The 16,715-nt window shown below is 62.0% G+C and carries 10 protein-coding genes; 2 read left to right on the plus strand and 8 right to left on the minus strand.

Annotated elements, in window-relative coordinates; genetic code table 11:
- Nucleotides 1–8: 8 nt before the first annotated feature.
- From ACMT3I_RS13630 to ACMT3I_RS13660, 7 genes are all read right to left on the minus strand, one after another.
- A complete protein-coding gene (locus ACMT3I_RS13630; protein ID WP_414805058.1) occupies nucleotides 9–1,310 on the minus strand; it encodes a DUF58 domain-containing protein in 1,302 nt (433 codons plus the stop codon).
- Nucleotides 1,307–2,278 carry an AAA family ATPase gene (locus ACMT3I_RS13635; protein ID WP_414805193.1) on the minus strand — a complete coding sequence of 324 codons (972 nt, stop codon included), beginning with the start codon at nucleotides 2,276–2,278 and terminating at the stop codon, nucleotides 1,307–1,309. Before ACMT3I_RS13635 ends, ACMT3I_RS13630 begins: the two co-directional genes overlap by 4 nt.
- 73 nt (nucleotides 2,279–2,351) lie before the next feature.
- Entirely contained in the window at nucleotides 2,352–8,291 is a 5,940-nt protein-coding gene (locus ACMT3I_RS13640) for an Ig-like domain-containing protein (protein WP_414805059.1), read from the minus strand.
- Nucleotides 8,288–9,718, minus strand: a complete 1,431-nt coding sequence (locus tag ACMT3I_RS13645) for a serine/threonine-protein kinase (RefSeq protein ID WP_414805060.1) — start codon at nucleotides 9,716–9,718, stop codon at nucleotides 8,288–8,290. Before ACMT3I_RS13645 ends, ACMT3I_RS13640 begins: the two co-directional genes overlap by 4 nt.
- Nucleotides 9,719–9,840: 122 nt before the next feature.
- Nucleotides 9,841–10,668 (minus strand): PP2C family protein-serine/threonine phosphatase, encoded by an 828-nt coding sequence (locus ACMT3I_RS13650; protein WP_414805061.1) that lies wholly within the window; start codon nucleotides 10,666–10,668, stop codon nucleotides 9,841–9,843.
- Nucleotides 10,669–10,711: 43 nt separating this feature from the next.
- Complete coding sequence (locus ACMT3I_RS13655; RefSeq protein WP_414805062.1) at nucleotides 10,712–11,839, minus strand: FHA domain-containing protein; 1,128 nt, start codon at nucleotides 11,837–11,839, stop codon at nucleotides 10,712–10,714.
- 33 nt (nucleotides 11,840–11,872) lie between these two features.
- Complete coding sequence (locus tag ACMT3I_RS13660) at nucleotides 11,873–13,309, minus strand: gamma-aminobutyraldehyde dehydrogenase (protein WP_414805063.1); 1,437 nt, start codon at nucleotides 13,307–13,309, stop codon at nucleotides 11,873–11,875.
- Nucleotides 13,310–13,433: 124 nt separating this feature from the next.
- On the opposite strand from ACMT3I_RS13660, the gene ACMT3I_RS13665 reads away from it, so the two are divergent.
- On the plus strand, nucleotides 13,434–13,913 hold the full coding sequence (locus tag ACMT3I_RS13665; protein ID WP_414805064.1) for an Lrp/AsnC family transcriptional regulator: 480 nt from the start codon (nucleotides 13,434–13,436) through the stop codon (nucleotides 13,911–13,913).
- A gap of 2 nt (nucleotides 13,914–13,915) precedes the next feature.
- Entirely contained in the window at nucleotides 13,916–15,340 is a 1,425-nt protein-coding gene (locus tag ACMT3I_RS13670; protein WP_414805065.1) for an aspartate aminotransferase family protein, read from the plus strand.
- Between the two features lie 61 nt (nucleotides 15,341–15,401).
- Here the strand turns inward: ACMT3I_RS13670 and ACMT3I_RS13675 are convergent, their stop codons facing one another.
- Nucleotides 15,402–16,622 carry a DUF4192 domain-containing protein gene (locus ACMT3I_RS13675; protein ID WP_414805066.1) on the minus strand — a complete coding sequence of 407 codons (1,221 nt, stop codon included), beginning with the start codon at nucleotides 16,620–16,622 and terminating at the stop codon, nucleotides 15,402–15,404.
- Between the last annotated feature and the right edge of the window lie 93 nt (nucleotides 16,623–16,715).

Here is a 16,715-nt window from a genome sequence, read left to right on the forward strand (position 1 = left end):
ACGCCCGCTCACGCTGCCGCCGCCCTGGCCAGGATCTTCTGCAGGTCTTCCAGGAAGCCGATGGTGAGGATGCTGAGGTCTCCGACCCTGCGGATGCTCGGCACGACTTCTGGGTCACAGATGACGGCAATCACGTCTACGCCGGCAGCATAGCGGGTGGCTGCCGCCCGCAGTTCGGCGAGCGTGCAGGTCGAGCCGCACACCAGGAAGACCACTGAAATACCAATCACGCTGTCTGCTGCAACCTTGGCCAGCTCGGTCAGCGGAAGGGCAGCGGATGTCTGATCCACAATGCTGAGCTCGTCGAGCAGGCGCACCCGCGAGATCGTGCTGAGGCTGCGCATCGCGTATACCCGGCGTTTGGCGAACTCGGGAGTGAGCTGGCTGACGACCATCGAGACAGTCCTAGCATCATGGATCGCACGTACGCCGAGCGATCCGGCCACGCTCACCGCCATTTCGAATTCATCGTCGGTTGCGAAGTCGCGCTCCGACAGGCTCAGCACCACCATCAAGTGGCTACGTCTCGTTTCTTCGAACTGGCGGACCATGAAGGTCCCGGTCTTGGCCGAGCTCTTCCAGTGGATGTTGCGACGCTCGTCACCCGGCGCGTACTCACGCAGCGCGTGGAACGAAATGTCACTGTTTGTCAGGTCTTTCGTCGGAATACCCTCGAGGTCGCGCACGAAACCGGTACTCAGGCTCGGGATCGAGATCGTCGTGGGGTGCACGTACAACTCGACCTTCTCTTCCCAGACGTGCTCGGCGCGAAAGAGGCCGATCGGGTCGCCTCGTACAGTGCGCACTGGACCGATCGGGATGACTCCACGTCGCTTGGTCGGCACCACGAAGACGTCGTCGTGCTCGCTGCCTCGCCTGAGCGCGGGCAGCGGGAACACTGCCATCCCTTCGCCGATCTGCACCTCGACGCTGATTCCGGGCAGGCGACGCTTGCTCGGATTTCCCACCACAACCTGACCAGGTACCCGCTCGCCGACGACGACTCTGGTTGTCGGCATCAGCAAATGGATCTCGTAGGCATTCCGACCGATCAGGTACAACAGTGTCGCTCCCACGACGACGAGGCCGGCCCAGGCGATGGTGATGAGCTCGGCCCAACCCAGCGAGTATCCGACGATGAAACTGACGACGACAGTGCAGACCATGCCCCAGCCCAGCGGCGTGACGACTGACCCGACGGCGGATGCGACTGTTCGCACAACCCTGACGACGGCTCGCCACGCTTGAACGCTCCAGACGATGGCATCTGCGAGCGCCCCGTCTGATCGCGTTGCGTTAGTTACACTCACACGGGCTGCCTGTCTCCGGGCGGAGGTGTCTCGATCAAGATCTGCGCGATGACGCTTGACGTCGTGACCCCATCGAACTCGGCTTCGGGATCGAGCATCAACCGGTGTGCGAGCACGGAGAGAGCGAGCGCTTTGACGTCATCCGGGATCACATAGTGTCGGCCATGGGAGGCCGCAAGGGTCTTGGACGCACGGATGAGAGCAAGAGCGCCGCGCACACTGGCGCCAAGCCTCACCTCAGGCGCGGTACGGGTTGCTTCGACCAATCGGGCGACGTAGTCGTTGATGCTCGAATCTACGAAAACGCTGCGCGCCAGTGCAGCCAGCTCAACGATCGATTCGGCGGAAATGACGGCCTGCACGACGTTGTCGTGGGCACGGTGTCCTGCGCCCTCGAGGATGCGGATCGTCGACGCGTGGTCGGGGTAACCGATCGACGCCTTCATGATGAAACGGTCGAGCTGTGCTTCAGGGAGCCGATACGTTCCCGCCTGCTCGATCGGGTTCTGCGTCGCGATCACCATGAACGGCAGTGACACCTGATGGGTCACCCCATCGGCGGTGACCTGACCTTCTTCCATGACCTCGAGCAGGGCGGCCTGGGTCTTCGGACTTGCCCGGTTGATCTCATCCGCCAGCACGATGTTCGCGAAGATCGGTCCACGGTGATATTCGAATGCACCACTGCGCTGGTCGTAGATGCTGACGCCGGTGATGTCGCCAGGCAGCAGGTCAGGGGTGAACTGCACACGGCTATTGCTCCCGTGCACGCTCTGCGCCATCGCTCTGGCCAAGGAGGTCTTGCCTGTGCCTGGAACATCTTCAAGCAGCAGGTGTCCTTCGCTCAGCAGCGCGGTGAACGCCAGCCGGATGACGTGTTCCTTCCCCAGCAGCACCTCTTCGACGCCGCGCACCAAGTGCTCGAAGACATCGGCAAAGCGCCTGGCCTGCTCCGGGGTCATCGTCATCGGTATGTCTCTCTCGATTCTGGCTGGGTCATTCACTGTCGACGGGAAATCGGTGCTGGTCACGTGTCAATGATTACAGGTCGTCACTGTGGATGAAGGTATTGGCGCCCACCGTAACGGTTATGTTCAGGCGCACTGTTCCAGCCGGGGCCGGCGCGAGCAGCGTGCACGTGTTCGTCGCGGGATCCGCAACGACGACGGATGCCGGGTCGTCGCGCACAGCGCAGGTGTATGTTGCCGGGTTGTTCCCGTTCTCCGGACCGCCCGTCCAGCTGAATACGCCTGTCGTCTCGTCATAGACCAGGCCGCTCATCGTGAATGAGATCGAGAGCGATGGCTGCGGTGCCGTAAAGGTGCTCGACCACGCACCGCATTCTCCCCACACCGTGCATCCACGTAGTTGGAACTGCACCGCGGCGCCCCACGGCTGCGTGAGGAGCTCTCGCGGCCAGCCGGTTCCGGCGAACGGAACCACGCTGCTGCCCTCCCCCGCGCGAATTTCGTAGCGCACGAATTCGGCGGCCCCGTTCGAGGAAATTCCGGTCACGTGGTAGTCGATCGTGTCGCCCCTGACCTCCATCGCTCCGGTCTGTGCCGTGACTGTGCCGACCGCTGGACGCACAGTCACAGCACCGGAAGCCTTCGCGACGCATCCTGCCCTGTTGTAGCCCCACACGACGAAGTTGTACTCGGCGCCCGACTCGGTCAGGCCGGTGAACACTGCTGACGTCACGTTTGACCCGACGACTCGCTGTCCGAGAACAGGTCCACCGACCGCCGGGATTGAGACAGCGCCGGGTGCAGGACTTGATACCGTGCACGCCTGCGCGCCACCCGGAATCGCTCCGGAGTTGACCCGCTGCACGACATAGCCAGTGATCGCGTCGCCGTTGCCGTCGAACGGGCTCCACACCACTGTCACCGAGGCGTCGGTGACAGATCCACTTGCCGACACGCTGCCGGCGATGGGTGCGCCGAACGGGGTTCCAGACCCACTAGAGCTGTTCCACGTTGTCAGGGCGGGATACGCGCCGTTTCGAGCGCTGATCGAGAAGGTCGCCGCTGCGCCATTGGTCAGTGATCCGACCTCGACCGAACAGCGATCCGCGGTACACGCCGCCCCAGCGGCGCTCACCTCTGACTGTTGCACTCCGTTGACCGTAACGACGTAGCTTGATACCTCGGTTCCGCCGCCGCCAACCGGAACAGTCGCCCAGCTGAGCCTCAGTCCCTTGTCGAGCGGCGCAGACGCGAGCCCTGTGGGTGCTGCGGGGATGACATCCGACCAGACAGTTGCACGTGACGTCGTCGGGTCAGAGAGGCCGACGCCATTTCTGGCCGCGACGGAGATACGTACGCCGTTCGCCTGACCGTTACCCCTGGTCTGCACTGTGCAGGTGGTAGCTGTGCACTCCGACATGCTGATTGACGCCCCTGATCCGGCATCGATCTGCGTTACCTCATAGGCGGTGATGGGTGAGTTATTGAACGCCCCCGGATTGAACGAAACTGTCAAAGTGCCATCGGCGAAGCCCGTGACGGCGAGACCGGTGACCGGATCCGCTTTGTCCTGCACCGAAATCTGCACTGTCCCCCAGGCGAACCTGCTCGGATCGCTTGTGGCATCGGCAACCTGGTACTGCAGCGTCGCGTCGACGGCGGCGGCGTCTGCCGCCACCCGAACAGTGAGTGTGCTGTTGTCGGCACTCGGGCTGACCGAGATTCCCTCAGGCAACGCCGAGCTGTCCAGACCCTGCACAGACACCACGCGCAGCGGAACGTCGGGGAAAGGGTTTGTTGCGTTGTCGTTGGCGAGCACATCGATCGAGGTCGTCTGGCCACGCTTGACGACGGCGGAATCAGATGCAGGCACGGCGATGGGCCTCGTCGAGGCAACAACTCGCATATCGATCTTGCCTGAGCTGCCGTCGTTCAGCGCATCGGTGACCCCGATCGAGAGCGTCGCAGCTGCTCCCTTCTGAGTACCGGGACTAGCTCGGACGGTGAGCTTCTGACCGTCGAGCGTCCAGCTGAATCCTGTGGGTTTGGGATCCAGCACGGTGTACTTGAGCTGACCCAAATCATCCGGGTACCGGTATGTCGTGAGCTTGACGAGGTCGATCACCTTGGACTGACCTGGTTCGAAGTCGATGACGGCACCGGTGAATGTCGGTGGCTGGTTCGTTCTGGGCGTCACGGTGATCGGCAAGACGATCGTGGCGGTGCGGGGGCCTCCCACCGCTGCGGTATCGCCGTCTGTCACCTCGAACGAAATTGATGCTGGTCCGAAGAACCTGTCTTCACTGGTGAATGAGAGTTTGCCATCGCTCACCACGAGATTTGCACCGTTCGAGTGGGTCGCCTGCACAGTTGTTTTGTCTGCCAGGGTGACGGTTTTTCCTCCCGCGGCAACAACGAAGTCGTTGATGTCGATCGCGAGTGCCGACTCACTTTGCACACTGAGCTTGGGGGCTCCCTTTCGCAGCTGCGGCAAAGCATCGTTGAACCCGGGCACCCAAATGAATGCGTTGGCCACGATCGAGGGATCCTCAGGATGAGTGACAGTGAACGGGATGATCTGTGCATTGTCGGCGATCGTCACTTCGATCTTTTTGCCGTTGGTCACGCGAGCAGAATCGGCGAAGCCCGGCAACAGCGACAGCCCCAGGTCACGCTCTGAGCCATCAGCGAAGAACACGTTGGCCAGCACGTCGACGTCGATCGTCGTGCGGTCGAGGATGTCGGACAGCGCCAATACAGTGTCCTTGGCATCCGGACGCGACAGCGGAGCATCAGCTGTCACGACGACCGTCAGGAAGTTGGAGCTGGTCCCGCCACGCTCATTCTGAATCTCGTAAATGAAACCGAATCGACCCTCGCTTTCCGGAACCGCGACCACGACGAAATCGTTCTTCACCTTCGCCGTCGCGGCATTCCCCGTAGCGATCACACTGGTGATCGCCACAGTGCCACCGTCGGGGTCTGAGTCGTTGTCGAGCACTCGGACTGAGACGGTGCTGCCTGGCCGTGCGGTGACCTCGTCTTCAACGGCGATCGGGTTGCGGGCGCCGTCGAGCCGCTGGCCGATGCCGATTCTGATGGTCCCTGTCGCTCGAGCTCCGAGCGAGTCGATCACTGTGTATGTGAACGTGTCTGTTCCGGCCGAATAATCCCCGGAAAGGTACTCGATCGACGATGTACCGACATTCGTCACCGCACCCTTCTGCGGGTTGGTCTCCTGCCCGAGCAATTGCACGGAGTCGCCATCGGCGTCGATCCCTGTCAATGGGATGGGGATAATGACACGTTCACCGGCGAGCACCCTGGCAGTGACTGTCTTCGGCACGGGGGCGTGATTGGATGCCGGATCGGATTCTCGCACCGAGATGGTGACTTCGCCCGTTGCGAACTGCCCATCGGGCGCGTCGACTTGGTAAACCGCCGTAAAGTTGCCCGGCTTGTTGGGCGCGAGGTAACGCAGCACATTTCCTGAGGTGAACAGCAGCCCAGACTCCGCCGGGAGTTGCGTGGTCAACGTGCTGTTCAGGGTCAGCAGATCGCCATCAGGGTGTTCGTCGTTGTCGAGCACCGGGATATCGATAACCTGCCCGACCCTGACGGAGATGGTGTCTGGCTTCGCGATGGGAGCCTGCGCGTGCAGCGGCTCAGGGATCTGCATCACGGTGACGGAGCCCGTCGCCTCGCTGAGACCATTGCTGACGGTGTAGTTGAAGACGGCAGATCCGCCGTCCACTGGCTTGGTCAGCGTCACCCTGAGCGTGCGCTGTTCCAGAATCTCAACGCGGATTCCACTGTCTGCCGGCACGTTCGATGTGCCGGTGACGAGCAGCACTCCCCCGGCAGGATCAAAATCGCCCGCAAGCACGTTGACAAGCGTGGAGCGCTGGGTGCGAGCGAATGCGGTGTGTGGCACCGTCACCGGCTTCACATTTGAGTCGTCGGTTGGGCTGACGTCGATACGCACCTGACCGTTGGCGGTCGTCGTTCCGTCGGTCACCGCGTAGTCAACGTAATGGGTACCAGGTTGGGCGCTCACGAATCTGAAAGTTCCACCATCGAAGTCAGCGGTGAGCGTGGCATTCGGCTTCGACGGCACACTGCCAAGGCGCAACGGGGCGGAACCGCCACGGGCGTGCTCGAGCGGTGAGATCGACACCTCGGTTCCGACAGAGGCCAGTACGACGAAGGTGTCTGTGACGATGGGCACTATTCCATCGGGCTTCACCGTGACAGCGATGCTGCCGGTTCCCGTTGCTCGCCCATCGGACACCGACAACCCGATGGATTTCGCTTCAGGGCCAGTACCGGCGTCAGTGAACGTCACATTACCCTCTGGGGTGAAGCTAATGCCATCGGGGTCGCTGACGCTCGCCTCTGAGAGATAGAACGAATCGCCGTCTGGGTCGACCCAGTCACCGAGCGTACGTGTCGTCACTCGTCCACCGGCCTCGACGGCCGCACTTGTTGCCCTGGTCTGTACCGGCGGAGAATTCTCTTCCGGACCACGCACGGTGATCGTCACATTTGCGCGGGCAACCCCGTCCCTGCCGTCATTGATCTCATAGCTGAAAGTCAGCACGCCCGATGCCTCTGCGGCGAGGGTCACCTGCACCTGCTGACCGTTTGAAATGAGATCGAGCCGCCCGGCATCTTCGGGAAAACCGGTGACTGCGCTGACAACCAGGGCGTCGCCATTTGCGTCGTAGTCGTTCTGCAGGACAGGCAGCACGCTCGCTCGCCCCGGACGAGCACCGAATGCATCATCGACGGCGACGGGAGGAACCTGCACTTTTTCAAGCTCAGGAGGCGTGTCGTCCCTGTTGGTCTCCAGCTCCTCCTGATCGGTGACGTTGTCGATCAGCTCGGCCCAGTTGTCGATGAGCTGGTTGTCTGCCTGGACTGCCCAGGCGGCGCCACCGCGGGCATCGTTGAGCAACAGTCCGCTTCCGTTCTGTTGAAACTCGAGTCTGGCATCACCGCCAAGCGAATCAAGCGCGGAGAGAGTGCCCTCCGTGTGCTCGGCGTCGTTCTCGTCGAGCGCGCCACCGGTCTCTCTGCTGTTCTCGCAGGAACGCCAGATGGCACCGTCTGTCCAGGCCGCAAAGGCACAGTCGGCCGTCACGACGGGTGCGGCCGGCAGAGCGTCTCGAGCGGTGACGATCGAGCGGGGATCCCCGCCGTCGAGTCCGATAGCGATGAGTCCGCCGCGATGCGCGATCAGTACCCGGTCGCCAGACACGCTGGGTGACTGCAGTCGTGCTGACGTCCCATCGGCCAGCAGCTTGGCGAGGTCTACCTGGATGCCACTCATGAACAGCTGCTGCGTCGACGTATTCAGCAGCGCCCAGTTGCCGGCAACGCTGGTGAGTTCATACGTGTCGTTCGATGCGCCCGCGTCGATGGTCTCCATGGCGCTCACCGTGTCAGCGTGCGCGGTGTCTGCTCGTGACAGATTGCCCGTCGACGGCGTGAACGAAAACAGGACACCGGATGCATCGACGCTGGTGACTGCGCCTGTGCCGAGGGACAGCATCGGGGGCGCCGCGCTGTTGAATCCGTCAAGTGCCTCCACCGGCACGCTCCACACATCACCGTCCGAGGTGATCACTGCGTTCGAGGCCGTCAGGTGCACGGCCGGCGCAACCGGAGGAAGCGGCACCGATGACGTGACAGCGGCGGTCGCCGGGTCAATGATGTCAAGCGAGCCGCTCGTGCGATCGATGACCAGCACGTTCGATCCGCTCTGCACGACGTCAAGACTCGTGCCGCCGGAGGTCACCACGGTATTCAACTGGCGAAGTGCCGTGTTGGCACGACCCACGATCTGCCGTGATTCATTTGCCACCCACACTGCAGCGTCGCCGAGGTCCATCCGCTGTGCCGTGTATCCCCCGGAGACGACGGCAAGTGTGGCGATCAACGCGACGACGATTCCCCCACTCGCCCATGTGATGGTCTGGGCGAGATGAATCCGGATCCAGCGGAAGATCATGGAGTGCTTTCGCTCGCCACGTCAACGCACTTCTGCCCGCTTGCCGCGCCTGTCCTGCCCTCACGGTTCACAGCGACGGTGACACAGACCCGATCGTCTCCACGCGGGTCGATGCTGAATTCAGTGCTGCGTTGCATGCTGCTCTCGCCGGATCCCAGGGTCACCACATAGGAATCACCCGCGCGGATCCCCGGGTCGTCCCAGCTGAAGACTACGACCCCGGATGAAACTGTTCCGTCGATGTTGTTCACCGTGGGGATGTCAGCGGCCGCGGTTCGCGTGAGCATTGTCACGCCGACGGCCGCCAGCGAAACCATCACTGCGGCAAGGGCGACCATCCCCCACACCAGTCCTGCCCGTGATCCGCGGGTTGCTGACCGATCTCCTGATCCGCTCTGGTTGCTCAGGCTGTGGGACGGCAGAGTGCCTGAGCGCGGCTTAGTCAGTGCTCCGCTCGGCTTCCGGCGTCGCCGTGTGGACGCGGCTTCAACAGTGCGCACGGCGCTGATTCTGGTCTTGTCGTCCGGGTCTGCAAGCGAAACCTGGGCCCAGTCGTCCATCGATACCTCGAGCGGAGTTTGCACGAGTCCAAGCTCGGCTTCCGCGCTCTGCAGCTCTCTGATGAGTTCCAAAACGCTCTGCTGGCGCTGCTCTGGGCGCTTGGACATGGCTTTCCGCAGCGCAGCTTCGAGTCGACCCGGCACATCCGGACGGTCTAGCGGCGGCACTTTCGCCTTCGCGATCCGCGCCATCAGCTCGGCGGGAGTGTTATCTGTACCCAGCTGCTCAAATGGCGAACGACCTGCAAGCAGCGAGTACAGCGTTGCGCCGAGAGACCACACCTCGGCCGCGACCGATCCAGAAACCTCGTCGAAGAGAACTTCCGGCGCTGACCACGGAATCGACAGTCCCATGGCTTCGGTTTCTTCGGCATCGCCAAGAGTTGCAGCGATACCGAAGTCGGAGAGCACGGGATGCCCATATGCGGTGATAAGAATATTTGACGGCTTGATGTCGCGGTGCAGCACTCCGGCGCGATGGGCTGTCTCAACAGCGCTGGCTATCTTGACGCCGATTCGCAGCACTTCCGGCACCGGCAGCGCCTCTGAGCGATACCGCTGGCTGAGGGTTGCAGAGCAATACTCCATCACCAGATATGGACGGCCGTCTGATGAGACGCCTGCCTGATAGACGGTCAGGATCGCAGGATGCGAGCTGAGCTGGGCCATGAGATTCGCCTCGGCCTGGAAAAGCTGGCGTACCCGATCGTTGACGACTTCGGTGAGAAGCACTTTCACGGCAACCTGACGGCGCGGCATGCTCTGTTCGAAGAGGAATACGTCGGCGAAACCACCGGAACCGAGTGCCCTGACGTAGGAGAATCCAGACAGGTTCGGAGGCGCAGACGGCAAGCGTCGTGTAGTCATCGCCTCCCGCTTTCTTACGGCAACTGGGTGTCTCGGCATTCAGAGTGCGCCGCAAATGATGCACCAACGAGCGTTACCCAATTCTAGGGAAGGAATGGCTCGTGAACAGGACGGCGACCCGGTCAGCCGTTAATTCCTGCACTCAACCCGAGGGCCTCGTCGTCCGCACGTGAAGGGGCGAGAACGTCGAGCACGATGACCGTGACGTTGTCTCTGCCACCGTTTTCGAGGGCCGCAGTGACCAGCGCTGCAGCGGCATCGGCTGGGTTCGGGTTTGACAACATGAAATGACGGATGCCGTATGGCGTCAGTTCCTTGGTGAGGCCGTCCGAACAAACCAGGATTCGCATACCAGGGATCACCGGCAAGATCCGGAAGTCAGGCACCGGTGGTTCGTGGAATCCGACGGCCCTGGTGATGACGTTGCCGTGCGGGTGCACATCGGCTTCCTCGCGGGTGATCCGGCCGGCATCAACGAGCTCCTGGACCACTGAATGGTCGACGGTAATCTGCTCGAGCACCCCTGAGACCAGCTGGTACACCCGTGAATCACCGATATTGAACACGATCCATTGCGGAGCGCCCGATTCAAGCGCGAGCGCGACGCCCGTCACTGTGGTCCCGGTGCCGAGGTCCGTGACGCCTTCGCCCTTGGCCATGTCTTCTACCGCGAGCGACAGCGCTCGTGTGATCGACGAGGCATCAGTCTCCGAGCGATGCGCAAACTCAGCCAGCCTGGTCACGACCGCCGAACTGGCGACGTCGCCGGCGGAATGGCCGCCCATGCCGTCTGCCACCGCAAAGATCGGCGGAACACTCACCACTGAGTCTTCGTTGACTTCACGGCGATGACCGGTGTCTGTCAACGACGCCCACGAGAGAGTAAGGGTGTTTTCACCAGACGGCAATGTCACAGTGAAGTTGTTCGAGCCTTGACCGATCTGGGTCACAGGTGGCGCCTTCCGAATGCGGATGTGCCGGCGGGCGTGATGCTCATATGCCAACCGGGAGGATCTCGATGATATTACCGTCACCGATGTCTACCCGCGCGCCAGGCAACACCACAAGCGAAGACCCGGGCGATAATCTTTGGGTGTTCCCAGGGCTCGCGGTGACGCGGGTACCGTTGGTCGAACCGAGGTCTGTTACGACAACAGCGTCGCCCAGCTGGCGGATTTCCAGATGTGTTCCCGAGACCGCCGAGGTGGGTGAGTCCACGGTAATCAGCCGAGGAATTACGCCGTGAGACACGCGAGGTGAACGAGGGTGGCGTCCCAGGACGCAGGGTGCCGCCAGCAAAAAGTGTTTGTCATGACCCGAGCGCTTGCTGTGCAGGGTGAACCTGAAAAAACCGGTGGCGGGGGTGGGTTCGCTATCCTCCTCAGCGACAGCGGTGCCGTGAACGAGTAGCGGCGTAAGGCGGGGAGTTGTGATGACAGTGTCAGCATCGCTGGCCGGCATCCGAACGTTTGACCTGAGCACGGTGTCAGCCAACGGGATGCCCGTCACCGTGTGGACCGCCTGGATCTGGTGCCTCAGCGCTGCCTCTGTGCTCGATGCGTACGCAGCAGCTTTACTGAGAGTCGCATCCGGATCGATCGCTGCGTCAGCCCCCACATTTCGCGACCAGTGCAGGGCCTGACCGGCAATTATCCCGGCGTCCAGAGGCGATCCGCCGCGCAGGCGATCTTCGGGAAGCACCGGTCCTGCTGGATCACCGATGGCGATTCCGATCACCGATTGAAAATCGGCCAACAGCCACGGTCGGATGTCGCGGTCGCTGAACCTGCGCGAGCCACCGACCGAGTACATGTCGGCGACGATTTCGCCCCGGATAACCGCAGAGACTCCGACGCCGTCTGAGTCGTCTGCCGGCTCAGGCCCGGAGGATTCCGGCACGATCACGACAAAACTCGGGATCGCATCTGCCCCAGACAGCGGGAGCAGTGCAACGACGGTCTCCACGTCGATCGCATCCTGAGCGACGATCGCGCTGAGGCGATCGACGATGGCCTGCGATGTCGCGGCAGGAACGGCAGCGAGGAAGGCGCGTCCGACGACGAAGAGCCAGCTGGCTTCGTGGCCGGACGCCAGGGAACAGCCCACACGACCAGTGATCATGCGTCCCTGCCTCCCGTCACACTTCGCTTGACTCTATTCTCCGATGTATGACATCACGTGCTTAATCCGCGTGTAGTCCTCGAACCCGTACATCGACAGGTCTTTACCGTAACCGGAATGCTTGAAACCACCGTGCGGCATCTCAGCGACGATCGGAATGTGCGTGTTGATCCAGACGCAGCCGAAGTCAAGTCCCTTGGCCAGGCGCATCGCCCTGCCGTGGTTGCTTGTCCATACTGACGATGCAAGCCCATAAAGCGAGTCGTTGGCGAAGCGCAGCGCCTCGGCCTCATCGCTGAAACGTTGGACCGTGATGACGGGGCCGAAGATCTCGTTCTGCACTGCCTCGTCGTTCTGCTGAAGCCCACTGACGATCGTGGCTTCGTGGAAGTAGCCGATGTCGCCCTGGCGATGCCCGCCGAGCTCGATCACCGCGTGGTCGGGCAGACGGTTTATGAATCCACTCACCTGAGCAAGCTGGTTCGCGTTGTTGACCGGGCCGAACAGGATGCCTGCTTCATCCGGTGCACCGGTCTTCGCGTTGTCCCTGGCGTACGCGGCGAGCGCGGCAACAAACTCATCGTGGATGCCGGCCTGCACGAGCACTCGCGTTGCCGCTGTGCAGTCCTGGCCGGCGTTGAAGTATCCGGCTGCGGCGATGCCGGCGACGGCCGACTCGATGTTGGCGTCATCGAAGACGATGACGGGCGCCTTGCCGCCCAGCTCCAGGTGCACGCGCTTGAGATCGACGGATGCTGCCTTGGCGACCTCCATGCCCGCTCTGACAGATCCGGTGATCGAGACGAGCTGCGGAATCCGGTGGTCGATCATTGCTGCACCGGTGGTGCGGTCACCCATTACGACGTTGAGCACGCCGGCAGGCAGGAATTCAGAGGCAACCTCGGCCAGCAACAGCGTGGCGCTCGGCGTGGTGTCAGAAGGCTTCAGCACTGTGGTGTTTCCCGCAGCCAGCGCAGGGGCGAACTTCCAGACCGCCATGTTCAGTGGGTAGTTCCACGGTGTGACCTGTCCGACGACGCCGATGGGCTCGCGACGAACAAATGACGTGTGATTGGCCATGTACTCGCCGGCTGACTTGCCCTCGAGGTTGCGTGCGGCTCCGGCGAAGAAGCGGATCTGGTCGACCGAGAGCATGATCTCGTCTTCGACGAGGGTGGCACGCGGCTTTCCGGTGTCGCGTGACTCAGCGTCGGCGAATTCCTCGACGCGGGCTTCGACAGCATCCGCAATCCGGAAGAGTGCAAGCTGGCGCTCTGACGGCGTGGTTTCGCCCCACGTCTCGAAGGCGGCAGCTGCGGCTTTGTATGCACCGTTCACGTCGTCCGCGCTTGAAATCGGGCTGGTGCCGTAGACGGCCTCGGTCGCTGGATCGACAAGATTCAGGCGTGCATCTGACGTCGATTCAACGAAGTCGCCGTTGACAAAATTACGTAGTTCTCGATCGCTCATGGGGGCGATTCTAATGCGTTCACCCTGTTGCATCAGAGCGCAAAGTGTTAGGAATCCGCAGTTTTTGAGGCGTTTCGCCACGGATTCGCTTGTTGAGGTACTCATTCAATGCCACAATCGTTGCATGAGTGCACCTGGGCGCAGCACGGCCAAGCCGATGCAACTTGACGCTGTCTCCAAGAAGATCATTGAGCAGCTGCAAGTGGACGGGCGACGCTCCTATGCAGAGATCGGCAAAGCTGTCGGCTTGAGCGAGGCGGCAGTCCGACAACGTGTGCAGAAGTTGACGGATGCCGGCGTCATGCAGGTCGTCGCCGTCACCGACCCGATGCAGCTCGGATTCACCCGCCAGGCCATGATCGGCATCCGTGCATCAGGGGACACCCGAGTCCTGGCCGAAAAATTGTCAGAGATCCCCGCAATCGACTATGTCGTCCTGACGGCAGGCAGCTTCGACCTCTTGGCCGAAGTCGTCTGTGAAGACGATGAGGAGCTGATAGCCCTACTCAATTCGCAGATCCGCAATCTTGATGGGGTCCTCTCCACCGAGACATTTGTCTATCTCAAGCTGCATAAGCAGTTCTATAACTGGGGAACACGATAAAGATGTCATTCAACCAATCAGCACCCACCGTGTACAGCGACGCCGAGAACGCTGCAATGCAGCAGAAGGCCAAGGATCACCTCTGGATGCATTTCGCCCGCCAGTCAGTACTTGAGTCAGGCCAGGGCGTGCCGATCATCACCAAGGGCAGCGGTCACCATATCTGGGACTCCAACGGCAAGAAGTACATCGATGGCTTGAGCGGGCTGTTCGTTGTCAACGCCGGCCACGGTCGCAAGCGCCTCGCCGAGGTTGCCGCCAAGCAGGCTGAAGAGCTCGCGTTCTTCCCGATCTGGTCGTACGCCCACCCGAACGCCATCGAGCTGGCTGACCGCCTCGCGTCGTACGCCCCTGGTGACCTCAACCGCGTGTTCTTCTCCACCGGCGGCGGCGAAGCCGTTGAGACAGCATTCAAGCTTGCGAAGTATTACTGGAAGCTGCAGGGACGACCCACCAAGCACAAGGTCATCTCGCGGGCCGTTGCCTACCACGGCACCCCGCAGGGCGCGCTGGCGATCACCGGCATCCCCGCGATGAAAGAAATGTTCGAGCCGGTGACCCCGGGTGGGTTCCGCGTTCCAAACACGAACTTCTACCGCGCCGAAGAAATGAGCCCAGGACTCGGTCTCGGCGAAGACCTCGAGAAGTTCGGTGTCTGGGCAGCGAATCGGATCGAAGAGATGATCCAGTTCGAAGGTCCTGAAACTGTTGCAGCCGTGTTCCTTGAGCCGGTTCAGAACTCGGGTGGTTGCTTCCCGCCTCCCCCCGGATACTTCCAGCGTGTGCGCGAGATCTGCGACAAGTACGACGTCCTTCTCGTTGCCGATGAAGTCATCACCGGCTTCGGTCGCATCGGCGAGATGTTCGCCTCCACCGCGTACGGCTTCCAGCCCGACATGATCACCTGCGCCAAGGGCATGACGAGTGGATACTCGCCGATCGGCGCCACGATCATCAGCGACCGTATCTACGAGCCCTTCAAGCACGGCGACACTGCGTTCTACCACGGCTACACATTTGCCGGCCACCCGGTGTCGTCCGCTGTTGCCCTGGCCAACCTAGACATCTTCGAAGAAGAGAAGCTGCTGGAAAACGTGCGAGAGAATTCGCCGCTGTTCCGGGCAGAACTCGAAACACTCCTCGACCTGCCGATCGTCGGCGATGTTCGCGGAGACGGCTACTTCTTCGGCATCGAGCTGGTGAAGGACAAGAAGACCAAGGAGACCTTCAACGACGAGGAGTCCGAGCGTCTGCTGCGCGGCTTCCTCTCTGGTGCCCTGTTCGACGCGGGCCTCTACTGCCGTGCGGATGACCGCGGCGACCCCGTCGTGCAGCTCGCTCCCCCGCTCACCATCGGCCCATCGGAGATTCGCGAAATCGGAAGCATCCTCCGCGGGGTGTTGTCAGAGGCCACGAACCACCTCTAAACCACCAGACCGCGTCAGGGAGCGGTAGCCCGAGCCGCTCCCTGACGCGCCAGAACCACAACTACTCTTCGTCTCCTTCCTGTTCGGCGAATGCCCACTCAGGCAGATGACCCGATGACATCACGGTGTTCAGCAACAACGCCATCCCATAGCTCGGATCGATGGCGAGAGCCCGGTCGAGGAAGATTCCCGCGACAGATCCGCGGCCAAGTGCCCACGAGAGCCAGGCCAGAATGCACAGGGGTGCAGGTCTTGCCGCTTTCGGGGCGAGTGCAACCACCCGCTTCAGAAGCGCGAGTGCACGCTCGATCCTCTCCGGGTCTGGTCGCTCGTCAGTCATGCCCAGGATGAGATCGGATCCGAGGTCGGGAATCGATCGGCTCTCTCTATCGGTCAGGTCCGCTGCCCTGTCTGCGGCATGCTGCTCGAGCTCGTCTCGTACGATGTCGTCCATGCTCTGGCCGGTAGACCGCTGAATTGCGGCGTAGTGCTGGTTGAGGATGTACGACTCGATACCCTGCTCCTTGCCGAAGGCGAACTGCAACATCATTTGGTCACGGTTGGCCGGGCTCTGCACGAGAAGCAGCAGGGCGACGGCCTCGTCAACGGCGAGATCGTCAGGGTCCCATTCAAGGGCGAGCTCAGCCAATTCGACAGGGTCGAGCAGGTCGGTCAGCGTGTCGATGAGCGCCATGGCAGCATCGGGCGCATGCACCGCGGCAAGGTATCGCCGATACGTCCTGCCGAACCGCTCCTTCGATGCCCGGTCGACCTCAGGAAGATCGGCGCGGCTGAGCAGCCGGCCGAGCTGCGCTCGCTCCTCGGGAAGCACATCATTCAGCGGCGACTGCGCGATCGCGCTCAAGGGGCGACCAGAGCCTGGGCACTCGGGGTCGAGGAAGGAACCCCAGCCATCGCTGCCAACGCACAGCGCATCAGTGATCACGAATCCCGAGCTTTCGATGCGGGAGAGCAGAGTCGTCGCGAACCGCTGGTGCGGCAGCCCAACTGACTCGTCGAATCGATCATCCGTGTAGAGCACGGGCACAACCGCGTCGACACCTGGCAGTCTGCAGAGTGTGCCGACGATTGTGGTCGCGATGCGTTTGTACACCGCCTCTGACAGGTCGGGGTCTGGAAGGTTGAAGCGCAATGCGCCACAGGTTCGGGATCCCCTGAAGGCGACGAGTATTACGCTGTTCTCCGGCACGAAGCCGCTCAATTGGGGAACCAGGGCCAGGAGGTCCTGTGGTCCCTTCGCTTTCACAATGGTCGGTTGCATGGGGCAACCCTGCGCCACAGCAGGTCGCCCGGCGCCGCAATGCCGCAACCTGTGTAGAACTCTCACGACCGAGAGCCTGTGGATGACTCCCGT

Origin of the sequence: Leifsonia sp. A12D58 (assembly GCF_047530025.1) — a bacterium.
Taxonomy (GTDB): Bacteria; Actinomycetota; Actinomycetes; order Actinomycetales; family Microbacteriaceae; genus Cryobacterium.

Coding starts and splice junctions, on each gene's coding strand:
- ACMT3I_RS13675 (WP_414805066.1), bottom strand. CDS start 16,622: ATGCAACCGACCATTGTGAAAGCGAAGGGACCACAGGACCTCCTGGCC.
- ACMT3I_RS13665 (WP_414805064.1), top strand. CDS start 13,434: ATGAGTGCACCTGGGCGCAGCACGGCCAAGCCGATGCAACTTGACGCT.
- ACMT3I_RS13655 (WP_414805062.1), bottom strand. CDS start 11,839: ATGATCACTGGTCGTGTGGGCTGTTCCCTGGCGTCCGGCCACGAAGCC.
- ACMT3I_RS13670 (WP_414805065.1), top strand. CDS start 13,916: ATGTCATTCAACCAATCAGCACCCACCGTGTACAGCGACGCCGAGAAC.
- ACMT3I_RS13635 (WP_414805193.1), bottom strand. CDS start 2,278: ATGACGATGACCCCGGAGCAGGCCAGGCGCTTTGCCGATGTCTTCGAG.
- ACMT3I_RS13645 (WP_414805060.1), bottom strand. CDS start 9,718: ATGACTACACGACGCTTGCCGTCTGCGCCTCCGAACCTGTCTGGATTC.
- ACMT3I_RS13660 (WP_414805063.1), bottom strand. CDS start 13,309: ATGAGCGATCGAGAACTACGTAATTTTGTCAACGGCGACTTCGTTGAA.
- ACMT3I_RS13640 (WP_414805059.1), bottom strand. CDS start 8,291: ATGATCTTCCGCTGGATCCGGATTCATCTCGCCCAGACCATCACATGG.